Origin of the sequence: uncultured Campylobacter sp. (assembly GCF_938030145.1) — a bacterium.
In the GTDB taxonomy this organism is placed as follows: domain Bacteria; phylum Campylobacterota; class Campylobacteria; order Campylobacterales; family Campylobacteraceae; genus Campylobacter_B.
Window position 1 is genome coordinate 60603 of the sequence record NZ_CALHGM010000031.1, and the last position, 17054, is coordinate 77656.

Genomic DNA, 17054 nt, shown 5'->3' on the forward strand with positions numbered 1-17054 from the left:
TAAGGATTAGCAGTGCTACTATTATTATAATGACCAACTCACGCCTATCGTCGTAAAGGCGATGGAAAAATATGAAATTTTTCACGTATGCCGCAAGCAACGACGCAGAGCGAATATAAAAAACAGATATATGCCGCAAGCGGAACAAAAGCGACAAATCCCGAAGCATAAACTAGCGCTACTAATACATATGTCGCATTTGCCAGCGCAGGTATGCTATAAGTCCAAAGCTCTGGCTTTTCAAAAGGGGTGTAGATATTATTCAAATACAAAGCTAAATTTACGACAAGCAGTAGAAAAAATATATAATTCTTTTTCATAAAAGGAAAAACGGCGCAAACCAAGACTACTATCAAATTTAATGCGATAAGAAAACCTATGTAATTAATATCTATAAAGGCGCAAAGTAAGCCTAAAATCGCGATTAATATATCTCTTTTCATAACCGATTGCCGTCCTTTTTAATTCCTGCAATTATAATGCATAGATTTAAATTTTGATAAAAAGTATTCCGTGATTAAAACTTTGTCGCGCCGTGCGAGCGATTTACGCCTATTAAATTTAGCGCATACGGATAAAATTAAACGGGGCGCTTAGCTTTATTTAGATTCAAAAACGATAAAGTTTAACCATATTATTACGCCTATAAGCAATAAAATAGACGATAGTGTTTCGTTGGCATTCCAGCGCCTTTTTAGGCTAACGATTTGTAAAAATTTGCCGAGCTCGTAATCGCTTTTGCGAAATGAAAATGCCGTAGAATAGGTGCCTATGAATAATATCACGGCGGATAATATCGCTACTAATTTTTTATCCAAATCCAGACCGAATAGCATAAAACCGAATACTATGATATAAGTAACGGCGGTAAGCGCTAAAATTCCTATCGTCGCAAAGGCGATGAAAAGTATAAAATTTAGCTTGCGATCGACCTCTTTGACGTAAAAATCGCTCAAACTGCTGCTGACGTAAAAGGCGAATAGCTCAAGAATCGCCGTCGTAAAAGGCAGGCGAATATCACCCGGAAATAAAAAATATCCCTTCAAAAGGCTCATAACATCGATATTTGAAATATTTTCAATATGCCACGAAACAACGTAAAATGAAATCACAAAAATGGCCAAAAAGACGTTGCCCAAAAGGAACTTGTAAATTAGGTATTTTATGTTTTTGCGCACCTTGGCTCCCTGAAATTTCGCGAGATTATACGGCAAATTTGCTTTTAACAGGCTCAAATCGGCAGGAAAATTTGATGAGTGAAATTTAGGCAAATTTTGAGAGTAGTTTAAATTTGCGGCTAAATTTACAGCTCGATTCGCGGCACGGAATTTTAAAATTTAGAGGCGCGATATACTTTACTAAATTAAAAATGTAGCGCGCTATGTCATCTCCGTGCTATTAAAATAGAAGGCGCTTGGCTAAATTTAAAACCACTCCGTGCGTTCGATAAATTTCGCTGCATTTGCTAGCCTGCTGCTCTCGTCAAATTAAAATTCTACAAACGCGCATAGGCGCCGTTTTGAATGATGCGGCGATCTGCTGCGTAAAATTCTACTATTTTGCACGCACGGCGCCTGATTTTGAAATGGCGTCCGCGGGGAGAAATTTTAAAATTCCACTACGCGTAGGGATTTAAAATTTCATAACGAGCGCAAAATTTTAAAATTTGAAATCTCAAAATTTTAAAATTCCGAAATCTCGCGGCGCGGGCAAATTTAAAATTTAAAACTCAAGCCAAATTTTAAATTTCAAACCGAGCGGAATTCTAAATTCTAAATTGAGCGGAATTTCAAATCCAAAATTTAATGACTATGCCCCAAATGCCCGCCCGTATCGTTTGATCTTACTTCGCAGATGAGCTCGTCGGTGCATTCGTTATCGCTGCTCTCACACTGCAGCGTAGTGTGCGTGATGCCTAGATGCTCCATTTCGTGCGATATTTCGGCCATGATCTGCTCCGCTTCGCGCACGCTCAGCTCGCCGCTAACCACCACGTGAGCCGTGAGCGCGTTTGCGCCGCTTGTTATGCTCCAGACGTGCAGGTCGTGCACCGAAAGCACGCCGTCTACGCCCCTGATCTGCGCGACGAGCGCGTCTAGGCTCACGCCCTTTGGCGAGCCCTCCATTAGAATGTTTAGGCTCTCTTTTAGCATGCCCCAGCCGCTTTTTACGATGAGCGCGGCTACGAGCAGGCTAGCCGCCGCGTCCGCCCAGCCCCAGTCAAAGCACATCATCGCCAAAGCCGCTGCGATCGCACCCACCGAGCCCGCAGCGTCGCCCAGCACGTGCAGGTAGGCGCCGCGCATATTGACGTTTTCTCTCACGTCACCGCCGCGCAGCATGTATAGCGCCACGACGATGTTTACAGCAAGACCCAGCGTACTGATGGCGAGCATGCCAGCGGTGGCTACTTCTGGCGGGTTTTGCAGGCGCCGCGCCGCCTCAATGACGATAAAAACGGCGATGACGATGAGCGTGACGGCGTTTATCGTCGCGGCTAAAATTTCGATCCGCCTATAGCCGAAGGTTTTTTGCAGATTGCCCTTGCGTTCGCCGAATTTAAACGCAAACAGCGAAAGCCCGAGCGCTGCGGCGTCTGATAGCATGTGCCCGGCGTCTGAGAGCAGGGCGAGCGAGTTCGTCGCCAAGCCGCCCGCGACCTCGACCAGCATAAAAGCGGATATTATAAGGAAAGAATTTCTCAAAACGACTTTGTTTGACGCGTGCGAATGCGTGCAGTGGGCATGATTTTCGTGCATTTTGACCTCATTTTTCGGCAAATTTTAGATACATTATACCCTAAAAAAGCGCTTAAATTTTAGCCAAATCTCCTTCCGGCTCAGCGCTTGTGCGCTTGCCTATGTCTTTTAACTTACTAAACTCTTCCACTAGCCTCGGCGCGTCATCTAAGCTGATCGCAAATGTCCAAAGATAGGTGAGCACCGAGTAGATGTGGCCTGCGTTTGCCTGCTTGCTTGAGAGCAAAAATATCGCCAAACTAAAAATCGCCGCCGCACTCGTACCGATGATGAAAAAGCTCATCGCCTCTCTGTTTGATATGCGGATACGAAGTTTTGAAAGCACGTCGTAGTGGCGATTTAGCGTGTATTCGTCGCCTACGCTTATGCGTCCTGCTTCGCGCTCTAGCTGGTTGTTTAGTTTTAGATACAAGCGGTCGTTTTTGGCGATGTATTTGGGTAGCAAAACTCCAAAAATCGCGAGCAGGGCAAAAACAGCCAAACCCACGTAGAACTCGATAAATAAAAGCATGATCGCCGAGCCGAAAATCGAGACGACCGAGGTAAAAAACACGGGAAAATGCTGCTCGAAAAAATCCACGAATTCGCGAGATAAATTTGCTCTTGCGATTACGGCGCTTTCGTCTTTTGCGGCTCTTTTTTCGTTCATTATCACGCTTACGGCAAGTCCTGCATATATCCTAGTAAATACCTGCGTATCCACGCGTCGCCTAATCGAGCCAAGTCCCCAGCCCACGAACACCATGCACGAGTAGCTAAGTGCCAAAAGCGTGTCGCCCGCTACGATGGCGTTTATGGCGATGCCGGCTAGTACGGGATAGATGAGAAACAGTCCGTTTTCCGCTAAAACCAGGCTAAACGTCAAGAACAGCTTTTTAAAATTTTTCTTTGCGATGAGCGTTAGCGTCTTAAATGCGCTATTTTGCATAAAAATCCTTCGGTTAAAATCGCGCGGATTTTAGCTGATTTTAAAATTCGCGTCAAACTTTTTGAAAAATTTTGCTGTAACTCTTGACATTACAACAAAATTTTACTATACTTCGCTCATCAGTTGTAAGTTATAGCATTACAACAAAAAACTAAGGAGAAAAAGATGTCAAACTACAAGATCGTTTCAACCAAAAGCGAACCCAGAGTCGAGCTGAAAGAAGCTCTAGGCTTAAGCGGCTGCGAGCTCTCTATCAACGAACTTCCCGCAAACGCGAGCGTGCCGTTCGTACATTCGCACAAGCAAAACGAGGAGCTTTACTTGGTGCTAAAAGGCGGCGGCACGCTATTCATCGACGGCGAGGAGACGGCGGTGGGCGAGGGCGACGCTATCCGCATCGATCCCGCGGGCAAGAGATGCTTCAAGGCGGGCGCGCAGGGGATGAAATTTATCTGTATCCAAACTAAACGCGGCAGCTTGGAGCAGTACACTAACGGCGACGGCGTGATAAACGACGATGTAAAGCCAAGCTGGCTGTAAATTTCGCGAGACAAGCGCGCAGCAAAGCGCAGGTGTAAAATTTAAACTGCGTAGCGCGGCAAAACGCACCCTGCGTAGCGGGCTTATCGGCTGCGACGACGGCGATAGATGGTCGTATGAGAGAGTGTATCGGCTGCGACGGCAACTAAATTAGCTTGCAGCAGCGATAAGCGGCTATGTAAGCAAACAAAATCTAGATTTAAAGGATAGAAAATGAAAAAGGTAGCAATCATCGGAGCAAACGGAAAATCAGGTAGCGCGCTAGTTGCGGAGGCGCTAAAGCAGGGCTACGACGTAACGGGCTTCGCGCGAAACAAAGAGTATGAAAATGGTGCCATCAAGCTCGTGCACAAGGACGTTTTTGAGCTTAGCAAGGCCGATTTGGCGGGCTTTGACGTCGTCATCAGCGCGATCGCTGCATGGACGCCGCAGACCTTCCCGCTTCACGCGAAAATGACGCAGCACATCGCGGAGCTGCTAAGCGGCACGCAGACTAGACTTTTCGTCATCGGCGGTGCGGGCGTGCTATACACAGACGCTTCGCGCAAGACGCGCCTGATGGATACTCCAAGCTTTCCGGCTGAGTATATGGGCGTAGCCGAGGCGACTGCGGCGAGCTACGAGGTGCTAAAAGCGAGCAAAGATTTGATCTGGACCTACGTGATCCCTGCCGCGGAATACGACGCAAACGCCGCTCGCATGGGCTCATACGTCCTAGGAGGCGACGAGCTGATCCTAAACGGTAAAGGCAAAAGCTATATCGGCTACGCAGACCTCGCGCTCGCCGTAATAGATGAGATCGGGGCGCAAAAATTTATCGGCAAGCCGTTTACGGCAGTCGGCGAATAATGGGCGTTGCCGCGCGTAAATTTTAAACCGCGCGGCACGGCGAAAATCGGGCGTAAATTTTAACTGCGCGGCACGGCAAAATTCTAACGTAAATTTTAAATCGTTTAGCGCGGTAAAATTCGAACGCAAATTTAAAATTTAGCGAAAAAGCAAGTTCGGGCTTTAAATCAAAATTTAGCGCTAGGACAGCCTATGTTTGAATTAAAATTTAGAGCGAGCTACGGCTTGAAATTAAATTTAGCGGCGGAGCCGAACCTAAGCTAAAATTTAAAATTTAATGGCGATGGTGGCGGCGACCGCGGTGCTAATGACGGCTGCGATTGCATTGCAGAACATCGGTAGCGATTGTATTCGAATAATAGCGGCGGTAGCGATAGCAGCGATTGTATTCGCGATAACGGCAGTAGCGGTAATGAGCAGCGGTAGCGGCTGCAACGGTGGCGGCGACGAGGTTAGGATAGTCGCGCTATCGGTATAGGGTAACGCGATGCTTGCTATGTCGCGGATGAAATTTAGGCGCGATTAAAATTAATATCTAAATTTTAAAAAGATCGCTTAGCGGATGGAATTTTGTAACGATTAAATTTAATATCCGAATTTTAGAAAGATCGTTTGGCTGATAAAATTTAGACACGATTAAATTTAAGATTAGAATTTTAAGAAAATCGTATAGCGGATGAAATTTTAGCGCGATCTGAAATTTAGCGGTCGAATTTAAGGAAAATTTCGCTTAAATTCTAAAACTCAGATCCAAATCAAGGAGCGAAATGCAAGTAGGTATAAAATTTTCACTCGCGGTTCACATAATGCTTTGCGTCGCGTATTTTCGCGAGGAGAAGGTCACGGGCGATTTCGTCGCCGCAAGCTCGGGGATAAACCCCGCCATCGCGCGCAAGCTGATCTCGCAGCTGAAAAATGCAGCCTTGGTGCTCACGACCGCGGGCGTGGGCGGCATCACGCTGGCTCGCGACGCGCGGCTCATCACGCTTTTAGACATTTACGAGGCGGTGAGCGGGGAGGACGCGATGTTTCGCCTGCACAAAGGCTCGCCTAGCGCCTGCCCCGTGGGCGGCAAGATCGAGGCGGTACTCGCGCCGCGATTTGCTCGCATTCAGAATGATTTTAAAAAATCCCTATCCGACGTGAGCTTGGCGGATCTTTTGAACGATCTGGGATAGAGCTAATTAAAATTCTAAACACGCATTTATCTTCTAAATTTGCTCAGATTTCAAGGCTTGCGGGCTAAATTTATATAAAATTTTACCCGCTCGCCGCGTAAAATTTCGGTTTAATTTAAGCTAGGCTATAATGCGCTCAAAAATGGCAAAATGACGTTTTGTTAAAGGGGATGGAAATTTTGAAAAGCTTCAAACTTCGGTTTATTTATGCTATCTGCGCGGTAGTCATATGCGCGCTGTATCTGCTAGGCGAAAGATCGGGTCTTGCGGAGCGTAAACAAACTAACTTCGTAGTTACTGCCGATACCAATGTTTCCAAAGTGCCGGGTCTTAGCAAATACGTAACTCGAGAAGAAGTTGAAAGTTTTGCGTTTCGCTACTGGGATATAGATAATGAGGGAGAATATACGAATTCTCACTGGGAAGAAAACGCTACTTTAAAAAAGCTTCGCTTAATGCTCAAAGCTAAAGACACCAGAGGCGTTTTAAATTTTTTAAAAGACAATAATCTAAGCGTAAATTTACAGATGCATGCAGGTACTAGCCCGCTTATTTATAGCGCGTTTTACGACGATGAAAATACCGCTAAAGAGCTTATAAAGTTAGGAGCGGATATGAGGCATAAGGACAGATATAAACTTAGTCCGCTAGCCTATGCGATAGAAAATAACTCCACCAAAACGGCAAAACTATTACTGGATAACGGGGTTAAATTTGAAGAGGTGAAGGCGGTACAGTGGTATTTGGACTGCCCAATATATAAAACCAGCAGCCCGATTTTAGTCGACAACAGCAAAGCTTATATAAAATTGGATAAGGATGCTTGCGTTTTTAGAACTGGACTCAAAGGAGATATTGACCCCTTATATTATTTGATTACAAATGGTTTTTCAAAAATGATAGAAATAATCTTAGATCACGGATATAGGCCTCAATTGAGTGATCAGAAGTACGATTACATATATATTGTAAGTGATGCTAAAAATTCTATTTTGCCTAGATCGTATTATGTTCTTTTAAATTCAACGCCCAATTATGAGCCGATACTTGATATTTTGTTGAAATATAATGTAGTAGGACAACCTACTCAAGAGGAGTTGGATCTTGCTTACAAGCATTGTGTTACGTATTATTTGCATAACTTAGGTAGAAAATGGGATTATATATTTCATATGAGAGATTATCAAAAAGGAGAGAAAATTTTAGGCGGATACGGAACTGCACGAAATGAAAGGATAGCTAGGTTACACGAAGAGGAACGCAAGAATTCTTCATTTAACAATTCAGAACCTGAAAAAAGCATTCAAATCACGCCCGATCCAATAATACTAAATTATTATGATACTGCCGTAAAGGATTATGGCAGATTTTGCGGCGATGAGAAATTAACGAATTTGAAAGAAGAGGATATAAAGACCGAGGAGGAATTTGATAGTTTAAGAGATTAGTTTAGAGATAGGAATAAAACATTTCCTGACACAAAAGCGGCTATGAAGTATCTCAATTTTGCGGAAAAATATGACTTGGTTTCGACCAGTAAGAGTCGCGGCGAATTAATGATTAAATATAACGGCAATCAGATGCTTTTTGATGAATATGTAAAAATTCTACAAGATAAGATAGATAAATCTCAAGGAGTGAAAAAATGAGTGCTAAATTTTATAAGATAGGAATTTAAAATATAGTTTATAAAATTCTAAAATTTCGGTAGTTTGAATATAGTGAAGAAAGTAATAGCTAAATTTATCTGGAATTTAACCCATGCCAAAATTCTGTATGTTGCATGAAAAATTTTGCTTGCCATATGTCCGAAGATACAATAAGATAAATTAAGCTATAAATTTCTCACTAAAAAAGCGGTTGCGTCTTAAATTTTATCCGTCTACAAATCAAATTTACAATTTTATCTTCCTAACTTCCAGTTCGCCGCCAAAAAAGTTCGCGTAGTAAAGCAGGTCTTTTTCGACCTCAAGCCCCGCTAGGTAGCGCAGAGCGAGGTTTGCCTCAAAGCTTGCCGCAAACATCACGATCGCAGCCGTTATGCCCGCAGGCGTCGCGTTTAGGCTCGGGAAAAATTTAAAATCCGCGTTCTGTACGAAGCAGACTTGGCACTGCCAGCTGTCCACCGACGCGAACACCCACGGCACGCCTATTTGCTTAGCAAACGCATCGATCTGCGCGCGCGTGGCGAGATTATCGGTCGCATCTAAAATCAGATCAAATTTCTCGCCCGAGGCGGTCGCGCTAGCGAAAAATTCCTCCGCGCGGCTCTTATGCACCTCCACGCTCACGCCGTCGTAGCGGCTTTCCGTGCGGCTTTTAAAAATATCCGCTTTAAATTTGCCCTCGTCTGCGAGCGTGAATAAAATTTGCCTGTGGATATTGTGAAGCGCCACCGTGTCGAAATCCACGACGCTGATCCGCCCGATACCGCTTGCGCCCAGAGCGTAAGAAAGGCTGCTTCCAAGCCCGCCCGCGCCGATGATTAGGATGCGCTTATCCGCAAGCGCGCGCTGCGTCTGCTCGCTCCAAAGCTGGATCTGCCTGTGAAAGTAGTTCATAAAAGCCCCCTGCCGACTAGATTTTTTCGGAATTTCCACAGCCCGCGCGCCGCAGCGATCTCGTCTGCGTCCACTTCGCACATCAGCACGCCCTCTTCGTTTTTCAGCTCGTTTGCGATCTCGCCGCCGGGGGTTACGACGAAGCTCTCGCCGTAAAATTTAAACTCGCTCTCGCCGAATTTTGCCTCGCCGATGCGGTTGGCGCGGATGACGTAGAGCGAGTTCGTAAACGCGCGCATCTTCAAAAGCTCGCGCCAGCGTCCGCCGCTTTCGAAGGTCGAGGCGCACGGCACGAGCACGCAGCCGACGTTTTTTTGCATAAAATAGCGCCAAAATACGTCAAAATGCGCCTCATAGCCGAAGCAGACGCCGAATTTCACGCCGCCCTCGCTAAAGATCATCGGCGAAATTTTACCGATTTTGCGGCTTTTGCGGTTGGCGAAAAAGCCCTCCTCGTTCCAGTGCGGATAATCCATCAGTATATTTTGATCGTAAAATTTCACCTCCGAGGGCGAAAATTTCGCGCAGGATTTCACCCAGATAGGCTCGTTTTCGCTCGCGCAAAAGATCTCCTCTTCGCTCGCATCTTTTTGGCTCTCGGCTTTTAAATTTGAAGCGTTCGAGTTACTTGGGATCGAAGCGCTTGAATTTAAACCGTCTGCGGAATTTGCGGCTTTTAAATTTAAAGCGTGCGCGCCGCAGGAATTTAAGCCGCCTTTGGAACTCTGTTCGTTTTTGGAATTTAAAGCGCCTTTAGAATTTGAACTATCGTTGGAATTTAAATCGCTCTTGGAATTTGGCTCGCCTTTGCAACCGGGCTCACTTTTAAGGCTTAAGGAATTTTCGCCGCCGCCGCCGTTGCCGCGCGCGCTTTTTTGAGCCGCGCCGCCGAAAATGCCCGCCTGCCTCAAAATCGCGCCGCTAGCGGCTCTGATTATCGGTGCTACGATATGTAGGTCGTATTTAGCGGCCAGCCGCGCCATCAGCTCCTGCTTGTGCTCGCTCTGTTCGCAGGCGATAGAGCGGGGCATCTTTTTAAGCTCGCTAAAGAAGGAATTTAGCTCATATTCGCCCAGCAGCACGATCCGCGCTCCGTTATCTTTGGCGACCTTCATATAGTAATCGATCCGATTTTCGCTCATCGAAAGCGTCGGTAGTTGTAAAACGCATACGTTTATCATCGTCGCCTCCTAAGCCTGCTCGGGCGCGTTTATTTCGGTAACCTCGAGTTTGGCGTTTTCTAAAATTTCCTTCGCCTCTTTTAGCAGCGCCACGCCCTGCTTATACAGTTTCACGCTCTCTTCTAGGCTCAGATCCTTGTCGTTTAAGCTTTTTAAAAGCGCGTTAATCTTCTCCATTTTTTCCTCAAAACTCATCTAAAATCCTTTTTATGATGTAATCAAATTTTTCTATCTCGACCAAAAACGCGTCGTGTCCGTAGTCGCTATCGATCTGCGCGTAGCTCGTGCGATCCTTTTTGCCCAGATCGCTCATCGCATCGTAAATTTCTTTCATCAGCTCAGGCGGAAAGAGCACGTCGCCTTTGAAAGAGATGAGGTGCAGGCGCGATCTGATCTGCGCGCAGGCGTTTTTGAGATTGCCGTAGTGGCGCGTGCAATCAAATATATTCATCATCTTGGCGATGTAGAGATAACACAGCGGATCGAACCTGCGCGCGAAATTTTCGCCGTTGTATTCAAGGTAGCGATCGACCTGAAAGCGTCCGTTGATCTCGTAAAGACCGTCGGTTTCAACGTAGTTGCGCCCAAATTTTTCCTGCATCGAGCTTGGGCTTAAAAAACTTATATGCCCCGCCATGCGCCCCACCGCCATGCCGTCAAGCCCGCGCTCGGCGATCAGATTTTTATCGTAGTTGCCGTTTTTAAAGCTTGGATCGCGCAAGATGGCCTCGGTCGCGATCTTATTAAATGCGATCGCCCAAGGCTGCGTAGCGTATGTGCTTGCGAGTACGAAAATTTCATCCGCAAATTCGGGATATTCGATCGCGTAGCACAGCGCCTGCATGCCGCCCAGACTGCCGCCGATAACGGCGCGGGCGCGCGAAATACCTAGGCGCTTTAAAAGCATCATCTGCGCGCGCACGACGTCCGAGACGACCACTACAGGAAAGCGCAAGCGGTACTCGCGGCCGCTGCTTTCATCGACGTCGAGCGGGCAGGTAGAGCCAAACGGCGAAGCCAGGATATTTATGCAGATGACGAAAAATTTTGTCGTATCGACCGCTTTATGATCGCCGATGAGCCCGTCCCACCAGCCCGGCTTAACGTCGCCTTCGTAAAGTCCCGCGGCGTGCGCGGAGCCGGTTAAGGCGTGGCAGATGACGATAACGTTTGATTTGTCTCGGTTTAGCTCGCCGTAGGTTTCATAGGCGAGCTTGAAGTTGGAAAAGACGCGGCCGCTCTCCAGATAGAGCGGCTCGTCGAAATTTTGAATTTTGCTTTGAAGGATCACTGATTTACTCGGTAATTCGGCGCTTCCTGCGTGATGATGACGTCGTGGACGTGGCTTTCTTTAAGACCTGCGCTCGTGATCTCGACAAATTCCGCCTTTTGCTGAAAGGTCGCGATGTCCTTGCTGCCGCAGTATCCCATCGAGCTTCGCAAGCCGCCTAGCAGTTGAAAGATCACGTCTTTTAACATACCCGCGTAAGGCACGCGTCCCTCGACGCCCTCGGGCACGAGCTTTTCTTTTGCGGTGCCGTCTTGAAAGTAGCGATCCGAGCTTCCCTTATGCATCGCCGCTAAGGAACCCATGCCGCGGTAGGTTTTGTACTGGCGACCCTGAAACGTAATGAGCTCGCCCGGGGTTTCGTAGCAGCCTGCTAGCAGGCTTCCCATCATCACCGAGCTTGCGCCCGCGGCTAGGGCTTTGGCGATGTCGCCCGAGTATTTGATGCCGCCGTCTGCGATGATCGGAATTCCAAATTTAGCCGCCTCGATCGCGCAATCGTTGATCGCGGTAAATTGCGGCACGCCCACGCCCGCTACGATGCGGGTAGTGCAGATCGAGCCCGGACCGATGCCTACTTTAATCGCGTCGGCTCCTGCGTTTGCGATATCTTTTATGCTGGCAGGGTTTGCGACGTTTCCGACTACTACGTCGACGTCAAAATTTCGCTTCAGCTCCTTAAGCGTGTCGATAATGCCTTTGGAGTGTCCGTGCGCAGAGTCCATCACAAGCGCATCTACGCCCGCTTTGACGAGAGCTTCGGCTCTTTGCAGATGGCCTACGCCAATCGCCGCGGCGACGCGAAGACGGCCGAATTTGTCTTTATTGGCGCTTGGATATTCGATGCGCTTTTTAAGGTCTTTAATCGTAATAAGCCCCTCTAAATGGCCGTTTGCATCGATTATCGGAAGCTTTTCTACCTTATTGTTTCTAAAAATTTTCTCCGCATCATCAAGCGTGCAACCCTTTGGAGCGGTAATTAGCGGAGCTTTGGTCATCTTTTCGCCCACAAGTGCGGCGGTGTCGGTTTCAAAGCGCAGATCGCGATTAGTTAAAATTCCGATTAGCACGCCGTTGTCGTCGATAACGGGAATGCCGCTAATATGGTACTCGCTCATCAGATCGAGCGCGTCTTTGATCGTGGCGTCCGCCTTGATCGAGATAGGGTCGATAATGACGCCGCTTTCGCTCTTTTTTACGCGGCGAACCATCTTGGCTTGGGAGTCCTCGTCCATATTTTTATGGATCACGCCGATGCCGCCGAGGCGCGCCATCATTATCGCGGTGCGGTACTCGGTGACCGTATCCATCGCAGCACTCACGAGAGGGGTATTTAGTGTGATATTTTTCGTAAAACTCGTGCTGATATCGACCTCTTTGGGTAAAATTTCAGAGTATTGCGGTACCAACAAAACATCCTCGAAGGTCAGAGCCTTTTTGACGATCTTCATACTTATCCTTTCACGATTTTTTCTAAACTCAAGCCGCCGTCCAGCACCGTTTGTTCATCGTAGGCGCGCCCGATAAGCTGCGCGCTGATATTAAGAGCCTCTTTATTTTTCGCTACCGGCACGGAGATCGCGGGAAGCCCCGCTAAATTTACGCCGATCGTGTAGATGTCGCTAAGATACGCGCGAAGCGGATCGCTAAGCTCGCCGAATTTATACGCCACGCCCGGCGCGATCGGCATAAAGATCAAATCGGCGTCTTTTAAAATTTCCTCATATTCGCTTTTGATGAAAGCCCTTGCTTTCTGTGCCTTGATGTAATACGCGTCGTAGTAGCCGCTGCTTAGCACGAAGGTGCCTAGAAGCATACGGCGCTTGACCTCGTCGCCGAAGCCTTCGCCGCGGGTGTTAGCGTAGAGCTCTTTTAAATTTAGAGCCTTCGCGCGGTTTCCGTAGCGCACGCCGTCGTAGCGACTTAAATTTGCGCTAGCCTCGGCGGTCGCGATGATGTAGTAGGTCGCGATGTCGTATTTGGAGCTGCAAAGATCGCGATAAACGATCTCGTGTCCGAATGATTTTAGTTTTTCTATGGTTAAATTCAGAGCCTCTTTGACCTGCTGCGAGGCTTCGTCGATATAATTTTTTATAACGGCGATCTTAAGCTTGCGATCGGCGTTTAGCTTATCCGCGGTGCTTTCGTAAGTGCCTGCGTAGCTCGTGCTGTCCATCTCGTCGCGGCCTGCGATGATGTCGTATAAAATCGCCGCGTCCTCGACGCTGCGCGTGATCGGTCCTATCTGATCGAGGCTGCTCGAATACGCCGCAAGCCCGTAGCGACTAACCCTGCCGTAGCTCGGCTTAAAGCCTACACAGCCGCAAAATGCCGCCGGCTGGCGGATAGAGCCGCCCGTATCGCTTCCGAGTGCAGCTACGGCGATATTCGCCGCTACGGCAGCCGCGCTTCCGCCGCTACTGCCGCCTGGTACGCGCGAGTGATCGGTTGGATTGAGAGTTTTGCCGTAGAATGAGCTTTCGGTAGTACTTCCCATCGCAAACTCATCCATATTCGTCCGCCCAAATGGCGCCAAACCGCGCTCGCGTAGCTTTTTGATCACCGTCGCGTCGTATGGCGCAACATATCCTTGCAAAATTTTACTCGCCGAGGTGACGCTCCAATCTTTTACCTGAATGTTATCTTTGATCGCGATCGGCACGCCCTCGCCGCTGACGTTTAGAGCCTCGCCCGTAAGCTGCTCGACGTAGGCGCCAAGCTCCTTAGTTTTTAAAATTTTATCCTTTAGCTCCGCTCTAAGCGCCGAAATTTCATCCGCGCTCAGCTTTAGAGCCTCTTTCAAACTTATCATCTGCCATCCTTAAATTTATTCACGAAATAGATCCCCACGCCCGTCGCTACGCAGATCAGCGCGATCGTAAAAAATACGAAGCCGAGACTTATGGGGCTAGCGAGCATGCATGACCTTCGCGCAGCGCGGGCAGAGCTCATCCGGCTCTTTTGCGTTAAATTTCCAGCATCTAGGGCATTTGTGTTTAGAGGATTTTACGAGGCGGAAAATTTCGTCATTTATCTTAAACTCCGCCAGAGCCTCATCGCTTTGCAGAGTGTCCACGTCGCTTACCATGAACCAATCCGCCACGCCTAGGATGTCGTTTGATAAAATTTCGTTCGAGCTCGTCTGCAAAACCAGCTCAAGCGTCGATTTGATGATCTTGTCCTTTTTCAGCGCATCGATAAGCTCGAAAAATTTCTCTCTCGATTTGATTAGAATTTCGTCGAATTCTAGAAAATCGTCAAATTCTATCGGCTTATATGTCAGATCGAAAACGTCTTCTTTGCCCTCTTTAATGATTTGCGGCGCAAATTCCATCACTTCGTCGATCGTGTAGGTTAGCGTAGGTGCGATCAGAGGCAGCAGCGCTCGCGTGATCAGAGCGATCGCACTTTGCGCGCTTCTGCGGCGCGGTTCGTCGGGTGCGTCGCAGTAGAGTCTGTCTTTGCAGATATCAAGATAAATTCCGCTCAGATCGGCGCTTAAGAAATTTAGCAAGGCGTTGAAGCCTTTTGAAAAATCGTAGTTTCTAAACGCCGCTTCCGCGCCTGCAAAGGCGTTTGCCGCGCGCGTTAGGATCCAGCGGTCAAGCCGCGTAAAATTACTCGTCTCGATCTCATTTAAATCACTGGTGCTTGCGAGCAGAAATCTTATAGTATTTCGGATCTTGCGGTACTGCTCGCTTACCTGCTTTAGGATATTGTCGCTGATCTTCAGATCGGTCGAATAATCGCTCATCGCGACCCAAAGGCGCAAAATTTCCACACCGTGGCTCTTTGCGACCTCTTGCGGATAGACGACGTTTCCGACGGACTTGCTCATCTTTTGACCCTTCTCATCGACGGTAAATCCGTGCGTGAGGATGCTTTTGTACGGCGCGCATTCGTTGATCGCGCAGCTTAGAAGCAGTGAGCTTTGAAACCAGCCGCGGTGTTGGTCGCTGCCCTCAAGATACATATCCGCAGGGAATTTGCCCGCATCATAGGCGCCGCTTTGTAGTACCGCCTTCCACGTCGAGCCGCTATCGAACCAAACGTCTAAGATATCCATTACTTTTTCTAAATTTTCGGGCCTATAGCCGCTGTCTTGCGGTAAGAGCTCCGAAATTTCCATCTGCCACCAAGCATCCGCGCCCTTAGCCTTAAAAATTTCGTAGATATTATTTAAAATTTTTTCATCAAAAATCGGCTCTTTGGTGCTTTTGTCGCGGAAAAATGCGATCGGCACGCCCCAATCTCTCTGGCGCGAGATACACCAATCGGGGCGGTTTTCTATCATCGAGGTAAGGCGGTTGATGCCGCTTTGCGGATAAAATTTAACCTTGCCGATCTGCTCTAGCGCTACCTGACGCAGCGTCTTGCCGCTAGGCATTGGCTCGTCCATCGCGATAAACCACTGCTTCGTTGCGCGGTAGATCACCGGCTTGTGCGTGCGCCAGCAGTGTGGATAGGAGTGGACGAATTTGCCGGATTTGATAAGCGCGGGGCCTAGAAGCTCTAAAATTTTCTCGTTCGCTTTGAAAATATGCATCCCCACGAGCTCATCTACGACGTCTGCGCGGAAGAGTTTTTTGGTTTTAAGAGTTTGATCGAAACAGCCGCCCTCATCCACGGGCATGATCACCTCGATGCCGTATTTAAGCCCTACGAAATAATCGTCCTCGCCGTGTCCCGGAGCCGTATGCACGAGCCCGGTGCCGCCGTCCATCAGGACGTGCTCGCCGAGGATAAATTTTGAAGCTCTATCGTTTAGCGGATTGATCGCGTTTAGACCCTCAAGCTCGGCGGCCCCAAATTCTTTTACGATCTCGCCCTTGGTGATGCCCAGGCTTACGAGGCTTTCGACTAGAGGTTTTGCAAGGATCAAATTTTCGCTCGTCAGCGCGTAAATTTCATTCGGGTTCAAAGATATCGCGCCGTTTGCAGGCAGCGTCCAAGGCGTGGTCGTCCAGATGACCGCTTTAGCGCCTTTAGCGCCGATTTTAGCGTTTGCTTCACTGCTTAGATCGAACGCCACGAAGATCGAGTAGTCCTCTTTGTCTTTGTATTCAACCTCGGCTTCTGCGAGCGCGCTTTTTGCCGCCCAGCTCCAAAACACGGGCTTACTTCGCTCGATTAAAATTCCTTTTTTAGCGATCTGACAGAGCGCCTTGTAAATTTCAGCTTCAAATTCAAATTTTAGCGTCAGATACGGATCATCCCAGTCGCCCAAAATCCCCATATCTTTAAATTCATTGCGCTGCACGTCGATGAACTCTTTGGCGTGCTGTCTGCAAAGCTCGCGGATCTGCACTTTTGAAAGCGATTTTTTCTGCTCACCTAGTTTGATCTCTACTTGCTGCTCGATCGGCAGGCCGTGGCAGTCCCAGCCCGGTACGTAGCGGATCTCCTCGCCGAAGAAATAATGGGTTTTGGTGATGATGTCTTTTAAAATTTTATTCAGCGCATGGCCGATGTGGAGGTGTCCGTTAGCATACGGCGGGCCGTCGTGGATATTAAAGCTAACGCTTGCGCCCTTGCGTTTAGCCTTCATCTTTTCGTAAATTTTACGCTCATCGTACCATGCCTTAAATCGCGCAGGTTCGTTTTGAGGTAGCGCGCCTCGCATCGCAAAATCCGTAGTAGGAAGAAAGAGAGTATCTTTGTAGTCCATATTTGTACCTTTTCGTGTCTTAAAAAATTTGTGAAGTTTATCCAAAACGCCATTAAAAAGCTCTGAAAGAGCAGTCTGCGTTTATGCTATAATGTGCGAAAA

General features: G+C 47.9%; 16 protein-coding genes. 5 read left to right on the forward strand and 11 right to left on the reverse strand.

Features of this window, described 5'->3' with window-relative positions:
• Positions 1–44: 44 nt before the first annotated feature.
• The 4 genes from Q0323_RS06320 to Q0323_RS06335 all read right to left on the reverse strand — a co-directional run bounded on the left by Q0323_RS06320 (position 45) and on the right by Q0323_RS06335 (position 3687).
• On the reverse strand, positions 45–443 hold the full coding sequence (locus Q0323_RS06320) for a transporter (protein ID WP_298052658.1): 399 nt from the start codon (positions 441–443) through the stop codon (positions 45–47).
• A gap of 156 nt (positions 444–599) precedes the next feature.
• Positions 600–1178, reverse strand: a complete 579-nt coding sequence (locus Q0323_RS06325; RefSeq protein WP_298052661.1) for a hypothetical protein — start codon at positions 1176–1178, stop codon at positions 600–602.
• 624 nt (positions 1179–1802) lie between these two features.
• Complete coding sequence (locus tag Q0323_RS06330; protein ID WP_298052664.1) at positions 1803–2759, reverse strand: cation diffusion facilitator family transporter; 957 nt, start codon at positions 2757–2759, stop codon at positions 1803–1805.
• A 52-nt stretch (positions 2760–2811) separates the two neighbouring features.
• A complete protein-coding gene (locus Q0323_RS06335; protein WP_298052665.1) occupies positions 2812–3687 on the reverse strand; it encodes an ABC transporter six-transmembrane domain-containing protein in 876 nt (291 codons plus the stop codon).
• A 165-nt stretch (positions 3688–3852) separates the two neighbouring features.
• Here Q0323_RS06335 and Q0323_RS06340 point away from each other — a divergent pair, with 165 nt between their 5' ends.
• The 5 genes from Q0323_RS06340 (at position 3853) to Q0323_RS06360 (ending at position 7702) form a co-directional block, all read left to right on the forward strand.
• Entirely contained in the window at positions 3853–4227 is a 375-nt protein-coding gene (locus Q0323_RS06340) for a cupin domain-containing protein (protein WP_298052668.1), read from the forward strand.
• A 213-nt stretch (positions 4228–4440) separates the two neighbouring features.
• Positions 4441–5076 (forward strand): NAD(P)-dependent oxidoreductase, encoded by a 636-nt coding sequence (locus Q0323_RS06345; RefSeq protein WP_298052670.1) that lies wholly within the window; start codon positions 4441–4443, stop codon positions 5074–5076.
• A 283-nt stretch (positions 5077–5359) separates the two neighbouring features.
• Positions 5360–5554 (forward strand): hypothetical protein, encoded by a 195-nt coding sequence (locus Q0323_RS06350; RefSeq protein WP_298052673.1) that lies wholly within the window; start codon positions 5360–5362, stop codon positions 5552–5554.
• A 289-nt stretch (positions 5555–5843) separates the two neighbouring features.
• Positions 5844–6254, forward strand: a complete 411-nt coding sequence (locus tag Q0323_RS06355) for an Rrf2 family transcriptional regulator (protein ID WP_298052675.1) — start codon at positions 5844–5846, stop codon at positions 6252–6254.
• A 158-nt stretch (positions 6255–6412) separates the two neighbouring features.
• Positions 6413–7702 (forward strand): ankyrin repeat domain-containing protein, encoded by a 1290-nt coding sequence (locus Q0323_RS06360; RefSeq protein ID WP_298052677.1) that lies wholly within the window; start codon positions 6413–6415, stop codon positions 7700–7702.
• 447 nt (positions 7703–8149) lie between these two features.
• Here Q0323_RS06360 and Q0323_RS06365 read toward each other — a convergent pair whose 3' ends face one another.
• From Q0323_RS06365 to ileS, 7 genes are all read right to left on the reverse strand, one after another.
• Positions 8150–8815 (reverse strand): ThiF family adenylyltransferase, encoded by a 666-nt coding sequence (locus Q0323_RS06365; protein WP_298052680.1) that lies wholly within the window; start codon positions 8813–8815, stop codon positions 8150–8152.
• Positions 8812–9996: a carbon-nitrogen hydrolase family protein gene (locus tag Q0323_RS06370; protein WP_298052683.1), complete on the reverse strand. Its 1185-nt coding sequence runs from the start codon at positions 9994–9996 to the stop codon at positions 8812–8814. The genes Q0323_RS06365 and Q0323_RS06370 overlap by 4 nt, the downstream gene beginning before the upstream one ends.
• Positions 9997–10005: 9 nt before the next feature.
• On the reverse strand, positions 10006–10191 hold the full coding sequence (xseB, locus tag Q0323_RS06375) for an exodeoxyribonuclease VII small subunit (protein WP_298052686.1): 186 nt from the start codon (positions 10189–10191) through the stop codon (positions 10006–10008).
• Complete coding sequence (locus tag Q0323_RS06380) at positions 10181–11287, reverse strand: homoserine O-acetyltransferase (protein ID WP_298052689.1); 1107 nt, start codon at positions 11285–11287, stop codon at positions 10181–10183. The genes xseB and Q0323_RS06380 overlap by 11 nt, the downstream gene beginning before the upstream one ends.
• Positions 11284–12735 (reverse strand): IMP dehydrogenase, encoded by a 1452-nt coding sequence (gene guaB / locus Q0323_RS06385; RefSeq protein ID WP_298052691.1) that lies wholly within the window; start codon positions 12733–12735, stop codon positions 11284–11286. Before guaB ends, Q0323_RS06380 begins: the two co-directional genes overlap by 4 nt.
• Before the next feature lie 2 nt (positions 12736–12737).
• Positions 12738–14096 carry an Asp-tRNA(Asn)/Glu-tRNA(Gln) amidotransferase subunit GatA gene (gene gatA / locus Q0323_RS06390; RefSeq protein ID WP_298052694.1) on the reverse strand — a complete coding sequence of 453 codons (1359 nt, stop codon included), beginning with the start codon at positions 14094–14096 and terminating at the stop codon, positions 12738–12740.
• A gap of 96 nt (positions 14097–14192) precedes the next feature.
• Positions 14193–16952 (reverse strand): isoleucine--tRNA ligase, encoded by a 2760-nt coding sequence (ileS, locus tag Q0323_RS06395; protein WP_298052695.1) that lies wholly within the window; start codon positions 16950–16952, stop codon positions 14193–14195.
• Positions 16953–17054 lie beyond the last annotated feature (102 nt).

Excerpts from the sequence above, each read along its gene's own strand:
- Q0323_RS06355 (WP_298052675.1), top strand. The coding sequence starts at position 5,844 with ATGCAAGTAGGTATAAAATTTTCACTCGCGGTTCACATAATGCTTTGC.
- xseB (WP_298052686.1), bottom strand. The coding sequence starts at position 10,191 with ATGAGTTTTGAGGAAAAAATGGAGAAGATTAACGCGCTTTTAAAAAGC.
- gatA (WP_298052694.1), bottom strand. The coding sequence starts at position 14,096 with ATGATAAGTTTGAAAGAGGCTCTAAAGCTGAGCGCGGATGAAATTTCG.
- Q0323_RS06365 (WP_298052680.1), bottom strand. The coding sequence starts at position 8,815 with ATGAACTACTTTCACAGGCAGATCCAGCTTTGGAGCGAGCAGACGCAG.
- ileS (WP_298052695.1), bottom strand. The coding sequence starts at position 16,952 with ATGGACTACAAAGATACTCTCTTTCTTCCTACTACGGATTTTGCGATG.
- Q0323_RS06330 (WP_298052664.1), bottom strand. The coding sequence starts at position 2,759 with ATGCACGAAAATCATGCCCACTGCACGCATTCGCACGCGTCAAACAAA.
- guaB (WP_298052691.1), bottom strand. The coding sequence starts at position 12,735 with ATGAAGATCGTCAAAAAGGCTCTGACCTTCGAGGATGTTTTGTTGGTA.
- Q0323_RS06345 (WP_298052670.1), top strand. The coding sequence starts at position 4,441 with ATGAAAAAGGTAGCAATCATCGGAGCAAACGGAAAATCAGGTAGCGCG.
- Q0323_RS06340 (WP_298052668.1), top strand. The coding sequence starts at position 3,853 with ATGTCAAACTACAAGATCGTTTCAACCAAAAGCGAACCCAGAGTCGAG.
- Q0323_RS06350 (WP_298052673.1), top strand. The coding sequence starts at position 5,360 with ATGGTGGCGGCGACCGCGGTGCTAATGACGGCTGCGATTGCATTGCAG.
- Q0323_RS06335 (WP_298052665.1), bottom strand. The coding sequence starts at position 3,687 with ATGCAAAATAGCGCATTTAAGACGCTAACGCTCATCGCAAAGAAAAAT.
- Q0323_RS06370 (WP_298052683.1), bottom strand. The coding sequence starts at position 9,996 with ATGATAAACGTATGCGTTTTACAACTACCGACGCTTTCGATGAGCGAA.
- Q0323_RS06320 (WP_298052658.1), bottom strand. The coding sequence starts at position 443 with ATGAAAAGAGATATATTAATCGCGATTTTAGGCTTACTTTGCGCCTTT.